This window comes from Arcticibacterium sp. (genome assembly GCF_055134445.1).
In genome coordinates this window covers 1-17,288 of the sequence record NZ_JBSRVI010000082.1, presented here as the reverse complement: position 1 = coordinate 17,288, position 17,288 = coordinate 1, and the positions used below count along the sequence as shown (strand labels likewise).

At 38.1% G+C, this 17,288-nt stretch carries 13 protein-coding genes; 6 read left to right on the top strand and 7 right to left on the bottom strand.

The genetic code is table 11. The annotated features are described in order from the left end of the window. Window positions 1-45 precede the first annotated feature (45 nt). Window positions 46-2,292 carry a DUF7133 domain-containing protein gene (locus ACTBZY_RS10420; protein ID WP_463046273.1) on the top strand — a complete coding sequence of 749 codons (2,247 nt, stop codon included), beginning with the start codon at window positions 46-48 and terminating at the stop codon, window positions 2,290-2,292. Window positions 2,293-2,612: 320 nt separating this feature from the next. Here ACTBZY_RS10420 and ACTBZY_RS10415 read toward each other — a convergent pair whose 3' ends face one another. Further along, window positions 2,613-2,678 (bottom strand): hypothetical protein, encoded by a 66-nt coding sequence (locus ACTBZY_RS10415; RefSeq protein WP_463046281.1) that lies wholly within the window; start codon window positions 2,676-2,678, stop codon window positions 2,613-2,615. Here ACTBZY_RS10415 and ACTBZY_RS10410 point away from each other — a divergent pair. Then, the gene (locus ACTBZY_RS10410) at window positions 2,677-2,883 is read left to right on the top strand and encodes a hypothetical protein (RefSeq protein WP_463046272.1); all 207 of its coding nucleotides are present in this window, start codon (window positions 2,677-2,679) and stop codon (window positions 2,881-2,883) included. The two genes, ACTBZY_RS10415 and ACTBZY_RS10410, sit on opposite strands and share 2 nt — an antisense overlap. Here ACTBZY_RS10410 and ACTBZY_RS10405 read toward each other — a convergent pair. Beyond that, window positions 2,880-3,755 (bottom strand): helix-turn-helix domain-containing protein, encoded by an 876-nt coding sequence (locus ACTBZY_RS10405; RefSeq protein ID WP_463046271.1) that lies wholly within the window; start codon window positions 3,753-3,755, stop codon window positions 2,880-2,882. The genes ACTBZY_RS10410 and ACTBZY_RS10405 overlap by 4 nt on opposite strands. 216 nt (window positions 3,756-3,971) lie before the next feature. On the opposite strand from ACTBZY_RS10405, the gene ACTBZY_RS10400 reads away from it, so the two are divergent. The 4 genes from ACTBZY_RS10400 to ACTBZY_RS10385 all read left to right on the top strand — a co-directional run bounded on the left by ACTBZY_RS10400 (window position 3,972) and on the right by ACTBZY_RS10385 (window position 12,706). Further along, window positions 3,972-7,583: a family 78 glycoside hydrolase catalytic domain gene (locus ACTBZY_RS10400; protein WP_463046270.1), complete on the top strand. Its 3,612-nt coding sequence runs from the start codon at window positions 3,972-3,974 to the stop codon at window positions 7,581-7,583. Window positions 7,584-7,632: 49 nt separating this feature from the next. After that, window positions 7,633-9,750: a bifunctional aldolase/short-chain dehydrogenase gene (locus ACTBZY_RS10395; RefSeq protein ID WP_463046269.1), complete on the top strand. Its 2,118-nt coding sequence runs from the start codon at window positions 7,633-7,635 to the stop codon at window positions 9,748-9,750. A 200-nt stretch (window positions 9,751-9,950) separates the two neighbouring features. After that, a complete protein-coding gene (locus ACTBZY_RS10390; protein ID WP_463046268.1) occupies window positions 9,951-11,225 on the top strand; it encodes a sugar isomerase in 1,275 nt (424 codons plus the stop codon). 455 nt (window positions 11,226-11,680) lie between these two features. Continuing rightward, complete coding sequence (locus ACTBZY_RS10385; protein WP_463046267.1) at window positions 11,681-12,706, top strand: metallophosphoesterase family protein; 1,026 nt, start codon at window positions 11,681-11,683, stop codon at window positions 12,704-12,706. 141 nt (window positions 12,707-12,847) lie between these two features. On the opposite strand, the gene ACTBZY_RS10380 is transcribed toward ACTBZY_RS10385, so the two are convergent. The 5 genes from ACTBZY_RS10380 to ACTBZY_RS10360 all read right to left on the bottom strand — a co-directional run bounded on the left by ACTBZY_RS10380 (window position 12,848) and on the right by ACTBZY_RS10360 (window position 16,932). Then, window positions 12,848-13,816 carry a TRM11 family SAM-dependent methyltransferase gene (locus ACTBZY_RS10380; RefSeq protein WP_463046266.1) on the bottom strand — a complete coding sequence of 323 codons (969 nt, stop codon included), beginning with the start codon at window positions 13,814-13,816 and terminating at the stop codon, window positions 12,848-12,850. 236 nt (window positions 13,817-14,052) lie between these two features. Continuing rightward, window positions 14,053-14,766 carry a DoxX family protein gene (locus ACTBZY_RS10375; RefSeq protein WP_463046265.1) on the bottom strand — a complete coding sequence of 238 codons (714 nt, stop codon included), beginning with the start codon at window positions 14,764-14,766 and terminating at the stop codon, window positions 14,053-14,055. Window positions 14,767-14,930: 164 nt separating this feature from the next. Beyond that, window positions 14,931-15,191 (bottom strand): hypothetical protein, encoded by a 261-nt coding sequence (locus ACTBZY_RS10370; protein WP_463046264.1) that lies wholly within the window; start codon window positions 15,189-15,191, stop codon window positions 14,931-14,933. Between the two features lie 432 nt (window positions 15,192-15,623). After that, complete coding sequence (locus tag ACTBZY_RS10365) at window positions 15,624-15,917, bottom strand: hypothetical protein (RefSeq protein WP_463046263.1); 294 nt, start codon at window positions 15,915-15,917, stop codon at window positions 15,624-15,626. A 13-nt stretch (window positions 15,918-15,930) separates the two neighbouring features. After that, a complete protein-coding gene (locus ACTBZY_RS10360; protein WP_463046262.1) occupies window positions 15,931-16,932 on the bottom strand; it encodes a polysaccharide deacetylase family protein in 1,002 nt (333 codons plus the stop codon). Window positions 16,933-17,288: the final 356 nt, after the last annotated feature.

The window sequence follows — 17,288 nt, the reverse complement described above, 5'->3', positions numbered from 1 at the left end:
TCAAGTGTGAATTCCTATATATTATAATAAAATCATTCATAAAAAATGAACAAAAGATTAATAAAACCTGCATTCTACTCATTTATACTATTTTATATATGCATTATGGGATTTCAGGTAATTTCATATAATGAACCTACCTTTTCCCTAAAGGACTATCAAATAGAAGAAGGTTTTGAACTAAGTTTAACCGCTTCCGAACCATTTTTGAAAGCACCCGTGAGTATAGACTTTGATGATAAAGGGAGAATTTGGGTGGTAGAAATGATTGGCTATATGCCAAACCTCGAAGGTATTGGAGAGGATTTGCCAAGCGGCAGAATTAGCATTTTGGAAGATTTAGATAATGATGGTGTCATTGACCATTCCAAGGTGTTTTTGGATCAACTTGTCTTGCCACGTGGACTGGCTCATGTTTATGGCGGCCTTTTATATGTCGATGGTCCCAAGCTTTGGTTCGTTGAGATAAAGAAGGATAAACCCGGTAAGAAAACCTTAGTGGATCCTATTTATGCAGAAGGAGGCAATGTGGAACATTCGTCGAACGGCTTAATGATGAATATTGACAACTGGATATACAACGCCAAGTATAATTTTAGGTATCAACTTAAAAATGGTAAATGGGTAAAGGAACCGACTTCTTATCGTGGTCAATGGGGTATTACAAAAGATAATTTTGGGCGACTTTACTTCAATAGTAATTCCACGCAGTTTAAGGGTGATTTTGTTCTACCAAACAAAGCAATTCAGAACAAGTATTTTAAACCAGAAATAGCCGAAAATCAAAAGTTAGCCAGCGATCGCGTTTTCCCAATTCATCAAACATCGGTAAATCGAGGGTATCAAAAAGGTATTTTAGATGAAAGGGGTTATTTGATAAATGTTACCGCTGCTTGTGGCCCATTGATTTATCGTGGTGGAGCTTTTCAAGAAATACACAATCAAAATGCGTTTGCTTGTGTACCAGAAGCTAACCTTATTAAACGCAATGTTCTGACTTTTGAAAATACGCAGACCTCAGGAGAACAAGCTACGGAAGGTAAAGAGTTTATTGCCTCTACAGACGAAGGCTTCCGACCGGTAAACTTGTTTAATGGACCAGATGGAGCTATTTATGTGGTAGATATGCACAGAGGTATTATTCAGCATAAAGCATATATTTCTCAGTACTTGACAGAGCAGCTCGGTCTTAAAAGATTGGATACATTACAGAATGCTGGACGAATTTTGAAAATCACAAACAAAGCAGGTAAGCTTAACGCAGTACCAGATTTGTCTAAGGCTTCAAGCCAAGAATTAGTGGCCTTTCTAAGCCATTCTAATGGCTGGATAAGAGACCGTTCTCAACAATTATTGATTCAAAAGAAAGATCGTTCGGTGCTTAAAGATTTGATTAATTTGGCTCAGACTGATAATGAGTTTTCAACCGCCATTCATGCTCTTTATGTGCTTGAAGGCTTAAATTCGCTAACTTTTAGTACTTTAAGCAACATTATAAACCAATCCAGGCAGCCTGAAACCGTGGCTCATGCTCTAGGGCTTTTAGAGCGATTTGCTTCGTCGCGAAATGTGTCAAAAATGAAGGAAGTTTCTTCACAACTATTGGCTCGTAATAATGAAGTTATTGACCTTTACTTGTCCATGTCGCTGAGTAGCTGGCTCAAATACTCAGAAGCTACGTTTTTACCGATGCTAGCACAAATTGACAAAAAGTACGAGACTCAAAAAATCTTTCAAGAGGCTATCGTAAGTAGCTTAGAAGGTATAGAAGAGAAGTATACGAATACAATGAATCCTACTGCGGGGCTAAAAAGCAGTTTATCAATTGCAATCGATAATCACAAGAACGAGGAATTAAATTCAATTTTTGTGAAGGAAAAAAATGTTTTGGATCCACGTACGAAAGGCCTGCAGCTTTACCGAAGTATTTGTGCCACATGTCATGCCGTAGACGGAAAAGGAATTCAAGACTTGGCACCACCACTTAAAGGATCCGAGTATATCGATGGCTCTATGAAACGACTGGCCGCAATTATTTTACATGGAATTAGCGGGCCTATTCATGTAGATGGAAAATTGTATGAATTAAACAACGATATGCCTGGCCTGATAAATAACAATGAAATTTCAGATCAGGATATTGCCGATATTATCAGATTTACACAAAATGCCTTTGCTAAAGCAGGAAAAGGTATAAAAGCAGAAGATGTAAAAAAAATGAGAGATAAAAAGCCTATAGGTAGCGATGTTTTTAATGAGAAGCAGCTTCTGCAAACTGATTTTGAAAAATAAGAAAGTAGCTTAGTTTTTGTTAGCGATTTTACCTTTTGGAGCCTTTGTCTTATCCTGAATAGGCTTTAGGTTAAAAATCTAATTTATAGAATCCAGTTGACATTTGTTGACTGGATTTTTGTTTTTGTAGGTTCTGATTTGAACCGGCCTTTTGTTTTATAAGAGCTTTGGGTTTTACGATATGAAAGGATGCTGTCTATTGCATATAATAAACCTATAAAAAAGTATTGATAGTTTGGCCACGAAGAATTCGGTTACTCTTGCTATAAACCTTGAACTTTCACTTTTAGTGTTTGATTTAGATAGTATGCGTTTATACTTTAAGGCTCTACGGTTACAATAATCCTTTGGTAGCGAGTTACGGAAGGGGTTGCATGGTCTGCTATGGCTAGAATAATATGGATAGTGCCTAATCTGGCATTGCTTGGAGCAGGCCTACTTTCAGGATTGAAAAGTGGCGTTTATAAGGATATGGAGCAATTGAAGGATTTCTGTCAAAAGAGTAAGAATAGGGTGGAGCCTGATTTAGAAAATCTTTCTGCGGTAAAGGCATATGAGGGTTGGCAAAGCTTAATTGCACATATGGGTTAGTTCTTTCTTAATTCAGAAGGGTTATACCCCATTTTTTGTTTAAAAATTCTGGAGAAATAGGACTCTGATTCAAACCCAGAATTATAGGCGATTTCAGAAAGCGTAAGGCTACTGTTTTGTATTTGTTGCTCTGCTTTTCTGAGTTTCAGTAACAGTTGATATTGATTTGGAGATGTGCCTGTAACTTCCTTGAAAGTTTTTCTAAACCAAACGTAGCTCACATTTTGTTGAGCTGAAATGGCCTTGAAGTCCAAAACTTGATTCCATTTTTCGTGAATTTCTGCTATTGCGGCTTCTATTAAGCTCTCTTTTTTGGTACGTTTCTTTTTGGTTATCAGTGCTGAGGCGTAAACTATCCCCAAAAGCTGAATAATAAGAAAGGAAGAGAATTTTCTGAAGGAGTCGTCTTTGTTTTCTACGGCTTTTAGCAGCTTGGAAAAAGTATCGGTAAACTCAGAGTTAAACCCAACTTTAATGATGGGATGCTGCGGGCTAAAACACTCTTGTTCTAACAAATAATGAGCATAGTTTCCCGAAAAGCCAATCCAATATTCTTCCCATCCAGTATCTTCTTTTGGTTTATATCTATGCCAAACCCTTGGATAAAGTAATATGACCGTGCCTGCATCTATTTCTTGCGGCTTCATTCCATTAGCTTCGAAATAGCCGCTACCCGTCGGGATGTAAAGAATCTGATACTCTTGGAGGCTTCTTCCTTTCTCCCATTCGAAATAATAATGGTCTGGGTGACTTAAATCTGGGTAGTTTAGGTTTTTGGGATGGATATGATGTCCAAGGTTTAAAATACTTATTCCCAGGTCAGTATCTGCTTCTTTATCTACTAAATCAAAATACTTTCTAAATGTCTTCATATCATTTTGTGCAAGACTATTATCAAAACAGGCAAGGATTATGTCTTAAAAGTACCATTACTTTGTAATATGATGATATATCTGACAGAAATATCCGTCTTAAGTTTATCTTTTTGATAAAACTATTATATGTTTCCGGAATGATTATTTAATGTGTGTAATGTTTGCATGACTTGTTCTATTAGATATATTGAGACCTATTGAATAAAAAACGATATGATAAAAAACATTTTCTCCTTGTTTCTTTCTTGTCTCTTGCTGCAGGGCTGTCAAAAAGGCGTTTCTATCATTCTTTTGAAAACAGAAAATCTAGAAACCCCTTTAGGTATAGATATCCGGAATCCTCATTTTAGCTGGCAAATGGAGGTCATCAATAATGAAAGAAACCAATATCAGTCGGCTTATCAAATTATAGTTAAAGATGCGTCTGGAAAATTGGTTTGGGATTCAGAAAAAGTGACGTCCGATATTGCTAATGATATTGAATACGCAGGAGAAGAATTAATACCGACCACAAAATACGATTGGACGGTTAAGGTTTGGGATAAAGATGGGACTTTAATGACCAATGCCTCTTGGTTCGAAACAGGATTGTTAAATCCTGATATTTCCGCATGGGATGGTGCCAAATGGATAGGTGGTGGAGATGAAGATTTGGTGTTTTATTCACACTATTTATCGGTTTTTAAATTTCAGTATGGTATTCAGCTTGATGCTGAAAGTAAGACTACCAAAGCCGCCTTTCTTTTTGGAGGAAACGACAGCAGACTAGTCAATGCCAATTTAAATTTAATGGGCATGGAAAATGCCAAAAATGAATCTTATGTGGCTTTTGAAATTGACATTTCAGCTTTAGAAGCATCTTCCAAAGGAATTGCTAAGTTGAACGTATACAGAGTAGGGTATAGTAAACAAGATTCTACTAATGCACCTTTTAAGACTTTTGAGATTCCTAGGAGCCTTGTCAATCAAAAGAATAGGTATGCTAAACATACCTTTTATGCTGAGTGTAACTTTGGATTATTCCGTATTTATGTGGACGGCAAAAATAGTGGTAACCTGTTAAAAGAAAAGGGGGCAGCACCAGTTACTAGATTTAGCTCACCGGGTATAAATCTTAACCCTATAGGTAGTGGAAACAATTTCATCAGTTTCCCCATGTTGGCAGATATAGGCTTTAAGGTTTCCGAGGGTCAAAAAGCCATTTTTTCAGATGTAGAAATTATGAATTTCAGACTGCCGTCCAACACACTTTTTAAGGAAGACCTTTCAACACAAGAGAGCATTTTTAAAGGCGAAAATGTGGCAATAGAAAACGAAAGTTATGTGATAAATGGCGGTGAAGTGTTACTGGTAGATCCAAGTCAAAATGGAGCTCCAATGCTGAGAACCGGTTTTGATTTAGAAAGTAAGGAGATAGCTAAAGCCCGACTATATGTAACCGCTAGGGGTATTTATGAAATGTATATAAATGGTCAAAAAGTCAGTCAAGACTATTTTAATCCAGGGCTTACGCAGTACAACAAAACCCAAATGTATCAAACCTATGATTTGACACAAGCTTTAAATGCTGGTCAGACCAATGTCTTGGGAGCATGGCTTAGTGAAGGCTGGTGGTCCGGAAATATTACGTATTCCGGTGAAAACTGGAATTACTTTGGCGATCGCCAATCTTTATTGTCAAAACTCGTGGTGAGCTATAAAGATGGCACAGAGCAAACGATAGTTTCTAATCCAGCGTCTTGGCAGTTTTTTAATGAAGGTCCAGTGATTTACGGTTCGTTTTTCCAAGGCGAAGTTTACGATGCCACCAAAGAAGTTGCGGTACTGGGTTGGTCTACACCGGAATACAACAGTTCTAAATGGAAGGCGGCGGTGGAAGTACCTCTTAATGGTACTACTAACCAAGAAGATTTCACAGATTTCATGGGTAATAAACACCGTCTTAATTATGACAAACAGGAACTGGTTGGTCAGCTGGGTAGAAATGCCCGTGTAGTGAAATTAATGCCATGTATAGGTGTGGAAGAAGTTAGACCAAATGTTTACGTGTACGACATGGGGCAAAATATGGTGGGGTTTCCTCAGATAAACATGAAAGGTGGTACCATAGGAAATGTTGTTACTTTACGTTATTCTGAGGTGAAATATCCTGATTTAAAGGATTACGAAGGCAACGAAGGTATGGTGATGATGGAAAATATTCGGGCTGCCCTTACTCAAGATAAATACATTCTAAGAGGCGGCAACGAAACCATAGAACCTCGCTTTACTTTTCATGGTTACCGTTATTTAGAAATTACGGGAATTAAGTCTGCCATTCCTGTGGCGGATGTAAAAGGCATGGTCATTAGTTCCGTAGACGAGTTGGCTTCTTCTTATACCACTTCAAATGAAAAAGTCAATAAACTTTGGGAAAACATCACATGGTCATTAAGAAGCAATTTTTTGTCTATTCCAACAGACACGCCGGCTAGAAACGAAAGAATGGGTTGGGGTGGCGATATTTCTGTTTTTGCTAAATCAGCGACTTATCTTACAGATGCCAATTTGTTTTTAAGAAGGCACTTGTTAAACATGCGTGATGTGCAGTTTGACTCCGGTCGTTTTACAGATGTAGCACCCATGGGTGGTGGTTTTGGTGGAACGCTTTGGGGAAGTGCTGGGATAGTGGTGGCATGGGAAACCTACCGTCAATATGGAGATATAGAGCTTTTGAAAGAGCATTATCCCGCCATGAAAAAGTATTTGGCTTTCTTAGAAACCAAAATTAACAGCGAAGGCATTCTAAATGAAGGGCCTCTGGGTGACTGGCTAAGCCCTGAAGGAAACCGAAACGATAATACGCTTTTTTGGATGTCCTATTTTGCTTATGATTTAGAAATAGTTTCAAAAATGGCAAAGGTCTTAGGTCAAAACAAAGAAGCAGAGAAATACCTCAATCGCAGTGCCGATATCAAGGCCAAATTTAATGAGGTTTATGTAGATGCCGAAACGCATAAGACCGTGAGGTCAGGTGTAAAAACCATGTTTATTGGTCCTCCAAATGAGGCTGCGAAAGTGGTCAAATTAGCCAAGGGCGACTTGATTGACACACAGGCTTCCTATGCCATTCCTTTGGCATTAGGAACTTTTAATAAAGCCAATAAACCATATGCCGTAAAGCATTTAACGGAGACCATCCAAAGAAAAAATACTGACGACCAAGGTCAAGAACTCCCTGAATACTCCTTAATGACGGGTTTTATTGGCACAGCATCCATTATGGAAGCATTGGCGAAAAATGGTAAAGATAAAGAGGCTTATACATTGCTTCAGCAGGAGTCTTATCCTTCATGGCTTTATTCTGTGGTTAATGGTGCCACATCTATTTGGGAGCGGTTAAACTCTTATACGGTAGAAAAAGGTTTTGGAGGCAACAACAGTATGAACTCCTTTAATCACTATTCCTTTGGCTCAGTGGCGGCTTGGATGTATAACTATTCACTGGGCATTCAACGTGACCCAGAGGTGGCTGGTTTTAAACGTTTCATTTTAAAACCTACGCCAGACCCAACTAAAAAAATGACTTATGCCAAGGGTCATTACGACTCCAATTATGGTAGAATTCGGAGTGGATGGGAAGTCATGGAAAACAAATGGATTTATGAAGCCACCGTTCCTGCCAACTCCTCTGCGGTGCTTTATTTACCAGTTCATGACGTAGATAAAGTAACAGAAGGTGGTAAGTCTGTGATGGACTGGGAGGGGATAATTATTGAGCAAGGCTTAATAAAAATACCCTTAGCATCTGGTCAATACTTTTTTGAAATTAACGATCCTTTATAAAAATATTAATAGTCTTAAAACCTAATTTAATCAAACTACTCTAAATTTTATGTCGAAATTCAAACACGTGTCTTATTTATGGGATGAGGCTGAAGCCGCAAAAATTGATAACGAAGTCGATTTGTTCATTTATCGTTCTAACCTGCTGGGTGCAGACTTAAGATTGACCAATTATGGTGGTGGAAACACCTCTGTGAAGGTTATTGATAAAGACCCCTTGACAGGTCAGGATGTAGAAGTGATGTGGATTAAGGGCTCAGGTGGAGATATCGGAACGCTTAAAAAATCTGGCTGTGCCGCATTATATATGGAGCGTTTAATGAACCTAGAGCATGTTTATAAGGGTATTGAGCATGAAGATAAAATGGTGGCATTGTTTAATCATTGCATCTTCGATTTAGACTCAAAAGCACCGTCTATTGATACGCCATTACATGGCTTTTTGCCTTTCAAACACATTGACCATTTACATCCAGATGCGGCCATAGCTATTGCGGCAGCTAAAGACGGTAAAGAGATTACGGAAAAGCTTTTTGATGGCGAAATAGGATGGGTAGGCTGGCAAAGACCAGGTTTTGATTTGGGTTTACAGTTAAGAGAATGTTTTGAAGAAGCACTTTCAAGAGGTATTACTCTGAAAGGGATTATGCTCGCCTCACATGGCTTATTTACTTGGGGAGATACATCTTACGAAAGTTACGTAAACACCTTAGAGGTGGTAGAAAGATGTGCGGAATACTTGGCATTTAGTTCTGGAAAAAAAGGCCCCGTGTTTGGAGGACAAAAAGTGGAAAGTCTGAATGCTTATGCCCGTAAAAATCAGGCGGCTAAAATTGCTCCAGTTTTACGTGGTTTTTGCTCTGAGAAAAATAGAATGCTAGGTCACTTTACAGATGTGCCAAACGTTTTAGAGTTTATCAATTCGCAGGATTTAGAGAGGTTGGCTCCAATGGGGACTTCTTGCCCAGACCATTTCCTGAGAACAAAAATCTCTCCCTTGGTACTTGAATTAGCTCCAGACGAAGATTTGACAGATTTGGCGGCTCTTAAAGCTAAATTATTACCGGCTTTTGAGGCCTATAGAAAAATGTATGCCGACTATTATGATACCTGCAAACATGACAATTCTCCAGCCATGAGAGATGCCAATCCTGTGGTGATTTTATACCCTGGAGTAGGCATGTTTACTTTCTCAAAAGATAAGAACACAGCCAGATTGGCATCGGAGTATTACATCAATGCTGTCAACGTTATGAAAGGGGCGGAGGCCGTTTCGGAGTATACCTCCTTACCACGTCAGGAAGCTTTCAATATTGAATATTGGCTTTTAGAAGAAGCAAAACTTCAAAGAAGACCGAAACCAAAAGCATTGACAGGAAAAGTGGCTTTAATCACTGGTTCTGGTGGTGGAATAGGGAAGGCTATCGCTAGAAAATTTGCAGAGGAGGGAGCTTGTGTGGTTATTTCTGATATTGATGAAGACAGAATCAAAGAAACGACCGAAGCGTTTATTAAAGAATTTGGTCAAGATTCCGTATCAAATACCCTCTTAGATGTCACCAGTGAGGCCAGTAGCGAGCTGGCTCTGGATGCTGCTGTATTGGCATTTGGTGGCGTGGATATCATCGTTAACAATGCCGGCATTAGCATTTCAAAACCGATAGCAGAACACACCTTGGCAGAATGGGATAGACTGTATGACATTTTGGTAAAGGGACAGTTTATTGTTTCTAAAGCGGCCACGGAAGTTTTAAGAAAGCAAGATATCGGTGGAGATATCGTCAATATTGTTTCTAAAAATGCGGTAGTGGCTGGGCCAAATAATGCAGGATACGGTTCTGCAAAAGCGGCTCAAGCTCATTTGACCCGTTTATTAGCAGCGGAACTTGGACCAGATAAAATCAGAGTAAATACCATTAATCCTGACGCGGTAATTTCTGACTCAAACATCTGGAAAGGGGGCTGGGGAGAAGGCAGAGCCAAAGCCTACGGAATCACGGTCGACGAGCTTCCTGCATTTTATGCCAAAAGAACGTTACTTAACGAGATTATCTTACCGGAAGATATCGCAAACGCATGTTTTATAGTGGTAGGAGGGATGCTAAACAAAAGCACAGGAAACTCCATCAATGTTGACGGTGGCGTAGCGATGGGTTTTTATAGGTAAGTCCTTATATCAGCATTCGCTGTTTTAGCAAAGCAAAAATTAGAGTTCATACATTTTAGACTTCTTAATTTTTTGATTTGGGAGTTACGAAGGGTGCTTGCTTTTTGGTTACTTTTTTCAGTAAAAAAGTATCGCCCGTCAGGCAAAGGCAACGTAGAATTAGATATAGAAGAAAGCTTAGAGAAATAATATTTTAAGAAATGAAAATTAGCAAAGAACTAATAGGCAATCATAATGCCGATTTAAGCAGTAAGCATGACACAAAACTTCGGTTTACGACCTCTGAGGTAGCAAATACGGAAGCAATTATAGAAAAACTCATGGCGTTTCAGATCGCTATTCCTTCTTGGGCACTGGGCACTGGTGGAACCAGATTTGGTCGTTTCCCAGGAGGAGGGGAGCCTCGCTCTTTGGAAGAGAAAATAGAAGATGTAGGATTATTGCATAAGTTAAACCAGTCTTCAGGAGCCATTTCATTACACATTCCATGGGATATCCCAGAAGACTATCAGTCTATCAAAACATTGGCAGGAGAACATGGTTTAGCATTTGATGCTGTGAATTCAAATACCTTTCAAGACCAAGCGGTTCAAAAGCATAGCTATAAATTTGGCTCACTGCAGAATGTCAATAAGGCTATTAGAAAACAAGCGGTAGACCATAATATTGAAGTCATAAAACATGGTGTAGGCTTAGGATCTAAATCTTTAACAGTTTGGCTTTCTGACGGTTCTTGCTTTCCTGGCCAATTGAATTTCCGAAAAGCTTATGAAAATACTTTGGAGAGTTTGCAAGAAATTTATGCAGCTCTTCCGTCCGATTGGAAATTGTTTTTGGAGTACAAATCTTATGAGCCAAACTTCTATTCTACCACGGTGGCAGATTGGGGACAGTCGCTGTCTTATGTACAGAAACTAGGAAACAAAGCTTCTACTTTGGTGGATTTGGGACATCATTTGCCAAATGCGAATATAGAGCAGATAGTGGCTCTGCTGCTTATGGAAGAAAAGTTAGGTGGTTTCCATTTTAACGACTCCAAATATGGTGACGATGACTTAACTGCGGGCTGCGTTAAGCCTTATCAGCTATTTTTGATTTTCAATGAATTGGTAGAAGGAATGGATGCCAGAGGCATGAACCACGCCAAAGATTTAGGTTGGATGATAGATGCTTCGCATAATGTAAAAGACCCATTAGAGGACTTATTACAATCTGTGGAAGCCATTATGTTGGCTTACGCCCAAGCACTTTCTGTAGATAGAAAAGCATTAGAAAAAGCACAAGAAGAAAACGATGTGGCTAAAGCCCAAGAGATACTGCAAAACGCTTACAGAACAGATTTAAGAGCTCTGGTGGCAGAAGCCAGACTAAGAACAAACGGTGCCCTTAACCCTGTAGAATTATACAGAAAAACCGGTGTAAGAAATGAATTGATAAAAGAGCGGGGTGCGGTAACAGTAGCCACGGGTCTTTAGCAGGTATTTAGTTAAAACGGTCACTGATGTATTTTTTGGTGACCGTTTTTTTGTGTCTACTTAGGAGTGTAGAGCTCCATCTTAAAGCTTATGTTTCCATCAAAGTTTAGTCGAAATTCAATAGGGGAACGGTTTGTATTTAGCTTAAAAAACTTACAGAAAGAAAGGATTGTTCAAAACCCAGTTCGTAAGTAATTTTACTCTCAAGGAGTGCCGTGGTTGAAGGTTTTCTTTGGTTATATCAATCAATTTGCTGTGAATATGCTGCAGGGTGGTTCATAAGCTTGGAGCGGTATTATAAGGGTTATATTTTGCTTTTATAAATCTTTCTAGCTTGAATTTGTCTGCCATTTTTGTGTGTTTCTATTTTCGGTCTGGTGGCTAGTGTTCCAAATGTTTCAAGCATATATTTTGTTGAAATTTTAATATATTTAAGAAATTAACAAGCCTTTTTTATGAAACGTCGGTCATTTTTTGGAAAAACTTCTGCAGCCTTAATGGGGCTTGGGCTTAGCACCAGTTCTTACGCAAATACACGCAATAAAGGAGACGAAAAACCTTTCAAAGTTTGTGCTACCTTAGACCAAAACAAAGTGTTCTTTTATGCAGAGGTCATCCATGAAGCCATCAAAGTAGTTCATATCACTGATACACATTTGTTTAAAGATGATGAAAGAGGAGTTCCTTATCAAGCGTTTAGTCAGAGAATGGCGAAGGCCTATAACCAAACCACACATTTTCAGTCAAGAGAAGAGACGAATCCAGAAGAGGCTTTTGAACAAGCCTTGGCCTATGCAAAAGCAGTAAAAGCAGATGTGATTACGTTGATTGGCGATATTTTTAGTTTTCCGTCAGAGGCAGCTATAGCGTGGGTACAGTCAAAGCTAAAAGAAACAGGCATTCCTTACATCTATACGGCCGGTAACCATGATTGGCATTATGAAGGCATGGAAGGTACAATGGAGACTTTACGTGATACTTGGATAGAAAAACGATTATTGCCATTATATCAAGGGAATCATCCTTTGATGGCTGCATACGATGTCAAAGGCCTTAGGTTCTTAGCCATAGATAATTCTACCTACCAAATTAACGATGAGCAATTGGCATTTTTTAAAGCACAGATAGCTACTGGAATACCATTGGTTTTATTGGTGCATATTCCCATGTATGCCCCAGGGAAGGGTGTGTCGTTTGGTTGTGGAAATCCGAATTGGGGAGCAGCCACAGACCCAGGTTTTAAAGTAGAAAGGCGGCCTAAATGGCCAGAAAGTGGTCATACGCAAACCACTCTTAATTTTCATAAGGAAGTCTTTGATGCACCCAATCTATTAGGCATTTTTGCTGGACACATTCATCGGAATTCTATGGAAATTATTAAAGGAAAACCACAAATCGTTTCCGATGACAACGCCAGCGGAGCTTATTTGGACATAGACTTTTTACCGATGAAAGCCCAGGATAAGGATTTGCTTTATTAAGAAGACTTCTGTCAAGGAATGGTCATTTATGTCTTACTGTTAAATGCATTTATTTTTTTTAATTCGAGAAGAAAACACAAAGGAGTAAAGCCCACATAGTTGGGTGTTACATAGGTGTTAGTTTTGGTTGTGAACTTTACTTCAGTTGGAGCTTATTTCCTTTTCACAAATCCAGATGTTTCGTACGAATTTTGATTTCCCTTTCTTAGCCACAGTGCAGAAATCAGTAACTTTCAATCCTGAATTTTTGATGATGGTTTCTATGTCTGAGATAGATACTATCACTATGCGGTCGCTTAATTTTGCTGCTGATGCTATGATGTTTAAAGCTATATCGTCGTTTGAATAGGAGTATAAATTGTATGGAAGGTCTATTATAGCGGCATCGTACCGTGTGTCTAAGTCTTTAATATCTGAACAGTATACCTGTGATGGATAGTTATAGTATGACAAGTTTTCTCTGGTATGGCTACACGCTTTCCAATTGATGTCGCACCCGTCTATGTTGAACCCAGAAAAACAGGCTTCTAACATGATGGTACCCACACCACAGCAACCATCTAACAGCTGACGCTTTTCATCACCTTTCGACGCCAGACTCACCAGGGTTTTAGCAATAGTCATGCTAATGGAATTGCTAAAAGAACACGGCTTTTTCTTGTGTTTATGCCAGTCAGGATCATGTTTTATCAAAATCCCGAAATACCACAGGTTTTTATAATGGCAAATTGCGTAAGTGACGGTTGGATTATCAAAATCGGGTTCACCTTCTATGCAATGTCCTACATCTTTTAATTTTTTACGTCTTTCTGCATAGTCTGCCGTATCACCGTCCAAAATCAGGTATTCGGCTTTAAAGCCTTCAACATGAATATTTTCTTCTTCGATGTTTTTTAATAGCTCGGAATAACTTTCTGAAGATGAAATTATGTCAAATCTGTTTTTAATAAACGGACTGACAGTAGGGTCTATTCTGATATCAGAAAACAACACTTTATCCGTTTCTTCTTTATCAAAAATCTGCCTTGATTCTAGCTTACATAATGCTGTATGATGGTAGTCGTATTTGAACGAATATAAGTAGGAAAGATGAGGTGTTGTTATTGCCAAGTTTTGTCGTAATTGCTCCAAAGCTGCGAAATTAAAGTAATTGGTTTGTATATGACTTAAAAAGGCACCTACTTTTTAGTTGTGTTCACAGTTTCTGCTTGAGGAGGCTAGGTCAGAGACCTGATAATTTAAGCCTTTGGACTGATTGAGTTCCATCCCTATTGTAATCGGGTTGGACAGGCAGCACAGCATTTCCCGAGCTTTGTAGAAGGCATATTTAATTGCTTGAGGCAGTTTTATTTTGCGTTTTCAAACGCTTTTAAGCAGGCATCTAAAGGCTTGCCGTTTTCATGGATACATTCACAAAAGTCAAACCCCGCGGCTTCCAATTCCGTATTTATAAACTGTTTTTTACAATCAGATATTGAATTTCGAGGCATAGCTTCATACCCAAATCTGGCTAAAGAAATGGTCAGAGCTACAGCGATAATTACTCCTGCAAAAAATAGAAATGGAAATTTTGTATCGTATTTTGATGGTTTTTGAATGAGGCCAAGGTCTGAGAAATGTCTAAAGGGTAAAAGGTATCGTAGCTTGTCATAATTCCAAACAAGGAGGTATAAATTGGCAAGAACCATTAAAGGTGATGTTATCATAGAACCTTCAAACCTAACGGCACAGGAGAGTAAGCAAATATTTATAATAATTGGAAAGTATAATAATGCTCCAAGCATTGCTGTTCTGGGTATCAGCAATAATATAGCGGCTAAGACTTGAGCAATTCCAATGAAAGTGTAATAATAACCGGTATGATGCAAAGCTTCCAGATAGGCACCCATGGGATGATTGACGGCCAATCCACTAGCGAACCTTTCACCAATAATTTTCACCATTCCTGCAACGATGAAGGCATAGGCTAAAGTCACACGACAAAATATTGAAAATAACCAATACCATCTATTCCCCTTGGCTTCGAGGTAGTATTGCTCGAATGTTGTAATTATTTTCAATCGTTTGTTTCCTAGTAACTGTCAATGGGTTCGGCTACGCATAATTGCTTGTATGCTCTCTTGGCTTTGGAAGCATACTTCAAATTGATAATTCTAAGGCAATTATCAGAGAAGGTAAGAACAGGCATTGACTTATTGCTTCTCTGCGTTCTTATTACTTTGTTCTATTTGACCTTTTCAACTATCAGTACTTTATCGTCAACAAATACGGTGCTATCAATTTTGAAAGATCCTCCTAAATGAACTTTTATATCTTTTCGTTCTCCTTTTTCATTAAAGAGATGTCCCGTTAAATTTGAACTTGTGAATCCATGTTTTTTATCTTGTAATTCACCATTTACAAATAACATCTCTCCACTAAACCAAGTGTTATTAACGCTGATTTCAGAATTTTCATATTTTCCTATCCATTCACTTTTCATCATGACTATTTAGTTTTGTAATAAGTATTGTTACTATGGATGTATAACGGTGGACGACCTAAACATTAAGCATATCCAGCTTATCGCCACAACTAATCTAAGGGATTTGGATTACTTTTTTTAAGTTTCTAATGTTGAAAGGTTGATTTTGTCTGAAAATAAGTCATAATCCAAGTAAGCATGTATGTGTATTTCTTGAGATGAGGTACTTTAAAAGATACTAACCTTAAGCTAAATGAGCTATCGATAAGCTCTCCATAAAATTTCATGTTTGAAATACGGACAGCGTTAAGTATGGCTAAACGCACATGTTAAAGTTGCAAGAGGAGCGGTGTTTAGACCATCTCCCACGAATTGCTCTTTTTCGTTTTGGACTATAATCTTATTGTTTTTAACCACGTTTTTTATGAGATAAACCCCGATATACGATTTCTTCTATAAACGCTCTTGCAGTATGATTTCTTTATCTTTTGGTGAGATGGTATAAATGACATAATTACCTATCGTATCGGTTTTTGCTTTTAAATGAATTTGACCATTATTAATTGAAACGCTCTCCCAATTTTTAGGTACGTAAGTTTTTAAGGTAATAGGTACATCATATACAAATGGATCAAGAGAAGAGGAGATATTTACCTTTATACTTCTCCCACTCATTTTACTTTTTATTTCTGTGCTTTTACGCTCTCTAATATATTTGGTCACATCTGCAAAAGTGGCGACCCACATTTGCTCTTTTCTTTCATTCTATATATTGAAAATATTCTTCTAATTCTTTTCCTGTTTTTGGCTCCCAACCGATGCCATTTATGCCATGAAATACCAATACCAGCCAAACATTATCCCGAACCAAACATCTATCTATCCATTCTTTCATTTCCCCTAATCCTATATCGGTAAGAGGACCTCTTTGCCATTGTACATACTCTTTTTCCGATTCCTCGGGGCTTTTATTACTCGATCTATTTAGTTCTTCTAGATAAGGTTCCGGCATTCTGTTTCTAAGTGAAGGGTATAGTTTATGAGCATATTTCATTACTCTTTCATTTTCTGTTCCATAGGGACATTCGGCAGAAAATGTATGCTTCTTTCCTAAAAAGTTCTCAATATCCTTTTTACTTTGTTCCAGTTCATACATTAAATTTACTTCATCCAAAACCGCCAATCTAGCATGCGTAACCGTGTGACTAGCTATTTCATGACCCTGTTTGGCATAAATCTTTAAATCTTCCCAAGTGGTGGTATCCACCAAATTATCATGATGTATCACTTGGTCTAAATTTCTTATCTCTCCTTTTCTGATTTTTTGATATCCTTCGTCTAAAAGCTGATAAGCTTCCAATATTTTGCCAGCTTCATAAAGCGAACCTGCCCTAGAATGATAATCTACGGCTTCTGTAGTTCCCGTATAAGCTATGAGTGAAGCCCTTTCAAAAAAGTTTTCTTTATCCGTTTTTATGGAATTTGTCTCTTCGATAATTTCTTCTTTTGGTCGCCCTATGAACTTACCTTCTTTTGAACCATCTATTTTTCCCGTGATGATATAAAAAGTCCCGGGCATTTGAAACTTATCCATAATCGGTTTTGCCACCGTGAATTGATTGATAATCCCGTCATCATAAGTAATTGAAACTGCCGACCTTTTGTCATCTTGCCACTTTGTAATCATGGTAAGTCCTACATTTTCTTCTTTGCAAGAAAAAAACAATCCAATTCCTAGAAGTAGTATTATATTTTTTGACATAATTTTTCGACTTTCTTAATGATTTTCAATTTAATGATCTTTCCTGTATTTGGGCTTATCTACTGGCCAATGTGTTGTTGTAAGCTTCCCCAAAAATAGCAGGAGAAAAGTTAGACATTCAACTAAATCAATGGTAAAAGCAATACACTAAAAATGATTAGAAGCTTAGAACCCGAAAGAGGACCACCAAGACGTATAAAACCAAACTTAACAAAATGGTAGAAAGTAAAAATGGTGGCTCAAAAAAAGTACTCAGCTGGGAGAGGTATGTCTTTGGCTTACATTTTAAAAAAGACGGGTATTTAAAAGGCAGGAATAGCTGGAAGCTTAGTCGAAATCAAAGGAGCATAATTGAA

Bases quoted from the DNA above. Each gene is read 5' to 3' on its own strand.
- ACTBZY_RS10420 (WP_463046273.1), top strand. From the start codon at position 46: ATGAACAAAAGATTAATAAAACCTGCATTCTACTCATTTATACTATTT.
- ACTBZY_RS10410 (WP_463046272.1), top strand. From the start codon at position 2,677: ATGGCTAGAATAATATGGATAGTGCCTAATCTGGCATTGCTTGGAGCA.
- ACTBZY_RS10405 (WP_463046271.1), bottom strand. From the start codon at position 3,755: ATGAAGACATTTAGAAAGTATTTTGATTTAGTAGATAAAGAAGCAGAT.
- ACTBZY_RS10400 (WP_463046270.1), top strand. From the start codon at position 3,972: ATGATAAAAAACATTTTCTCCTTGTTTCTTTCTTGTCTCTTGCTGCAG.
- ACTBZY_RS10395 (WP_463046269.1), top strand. From the start codon at position 7,633: ATGTCGAAATTCAAACACGTGTCTTATTTATGGGATGAGGCTGAAGCC.
- ACTBZY_RS10390 (WP_463046268.1), top strand. From the start codon at position 9,951: ATGAAAATTAGCAAAGAACTAATAGGCAATCATAATGCCGATTTAAGC.
- ACTBZY_RS10385 (WP_463046267.1), top strand. From the start codon at position 11,681: ATGAAACGTCGGTCATTTTTTGGAAAAACTTCTGCAGCCTTAATGGGG.
- ACTBZY_RS10370 (WP_463046264.1), bottom strand. From the start codon at position 15,191: ATGATGAAAAGTGAATGGATAGGAAAATATGAAAATTCTGAAATCAGC.
- ACTBZY_RS10365 (WP_463046263.1), bottom strand. From the start codon at position 15,917: ATGTGGGTCGCCACTTTTGCAGATGTGACCAAATATATTAGAGAGCGT.
- ACTBZY_RS10360 (WP_463046262.1), bottom strand. From the start codon at position 16,932: ATGTCAAAAAATATAATACTACTTCTAGGAATTGGATTGTTTTTTTCT.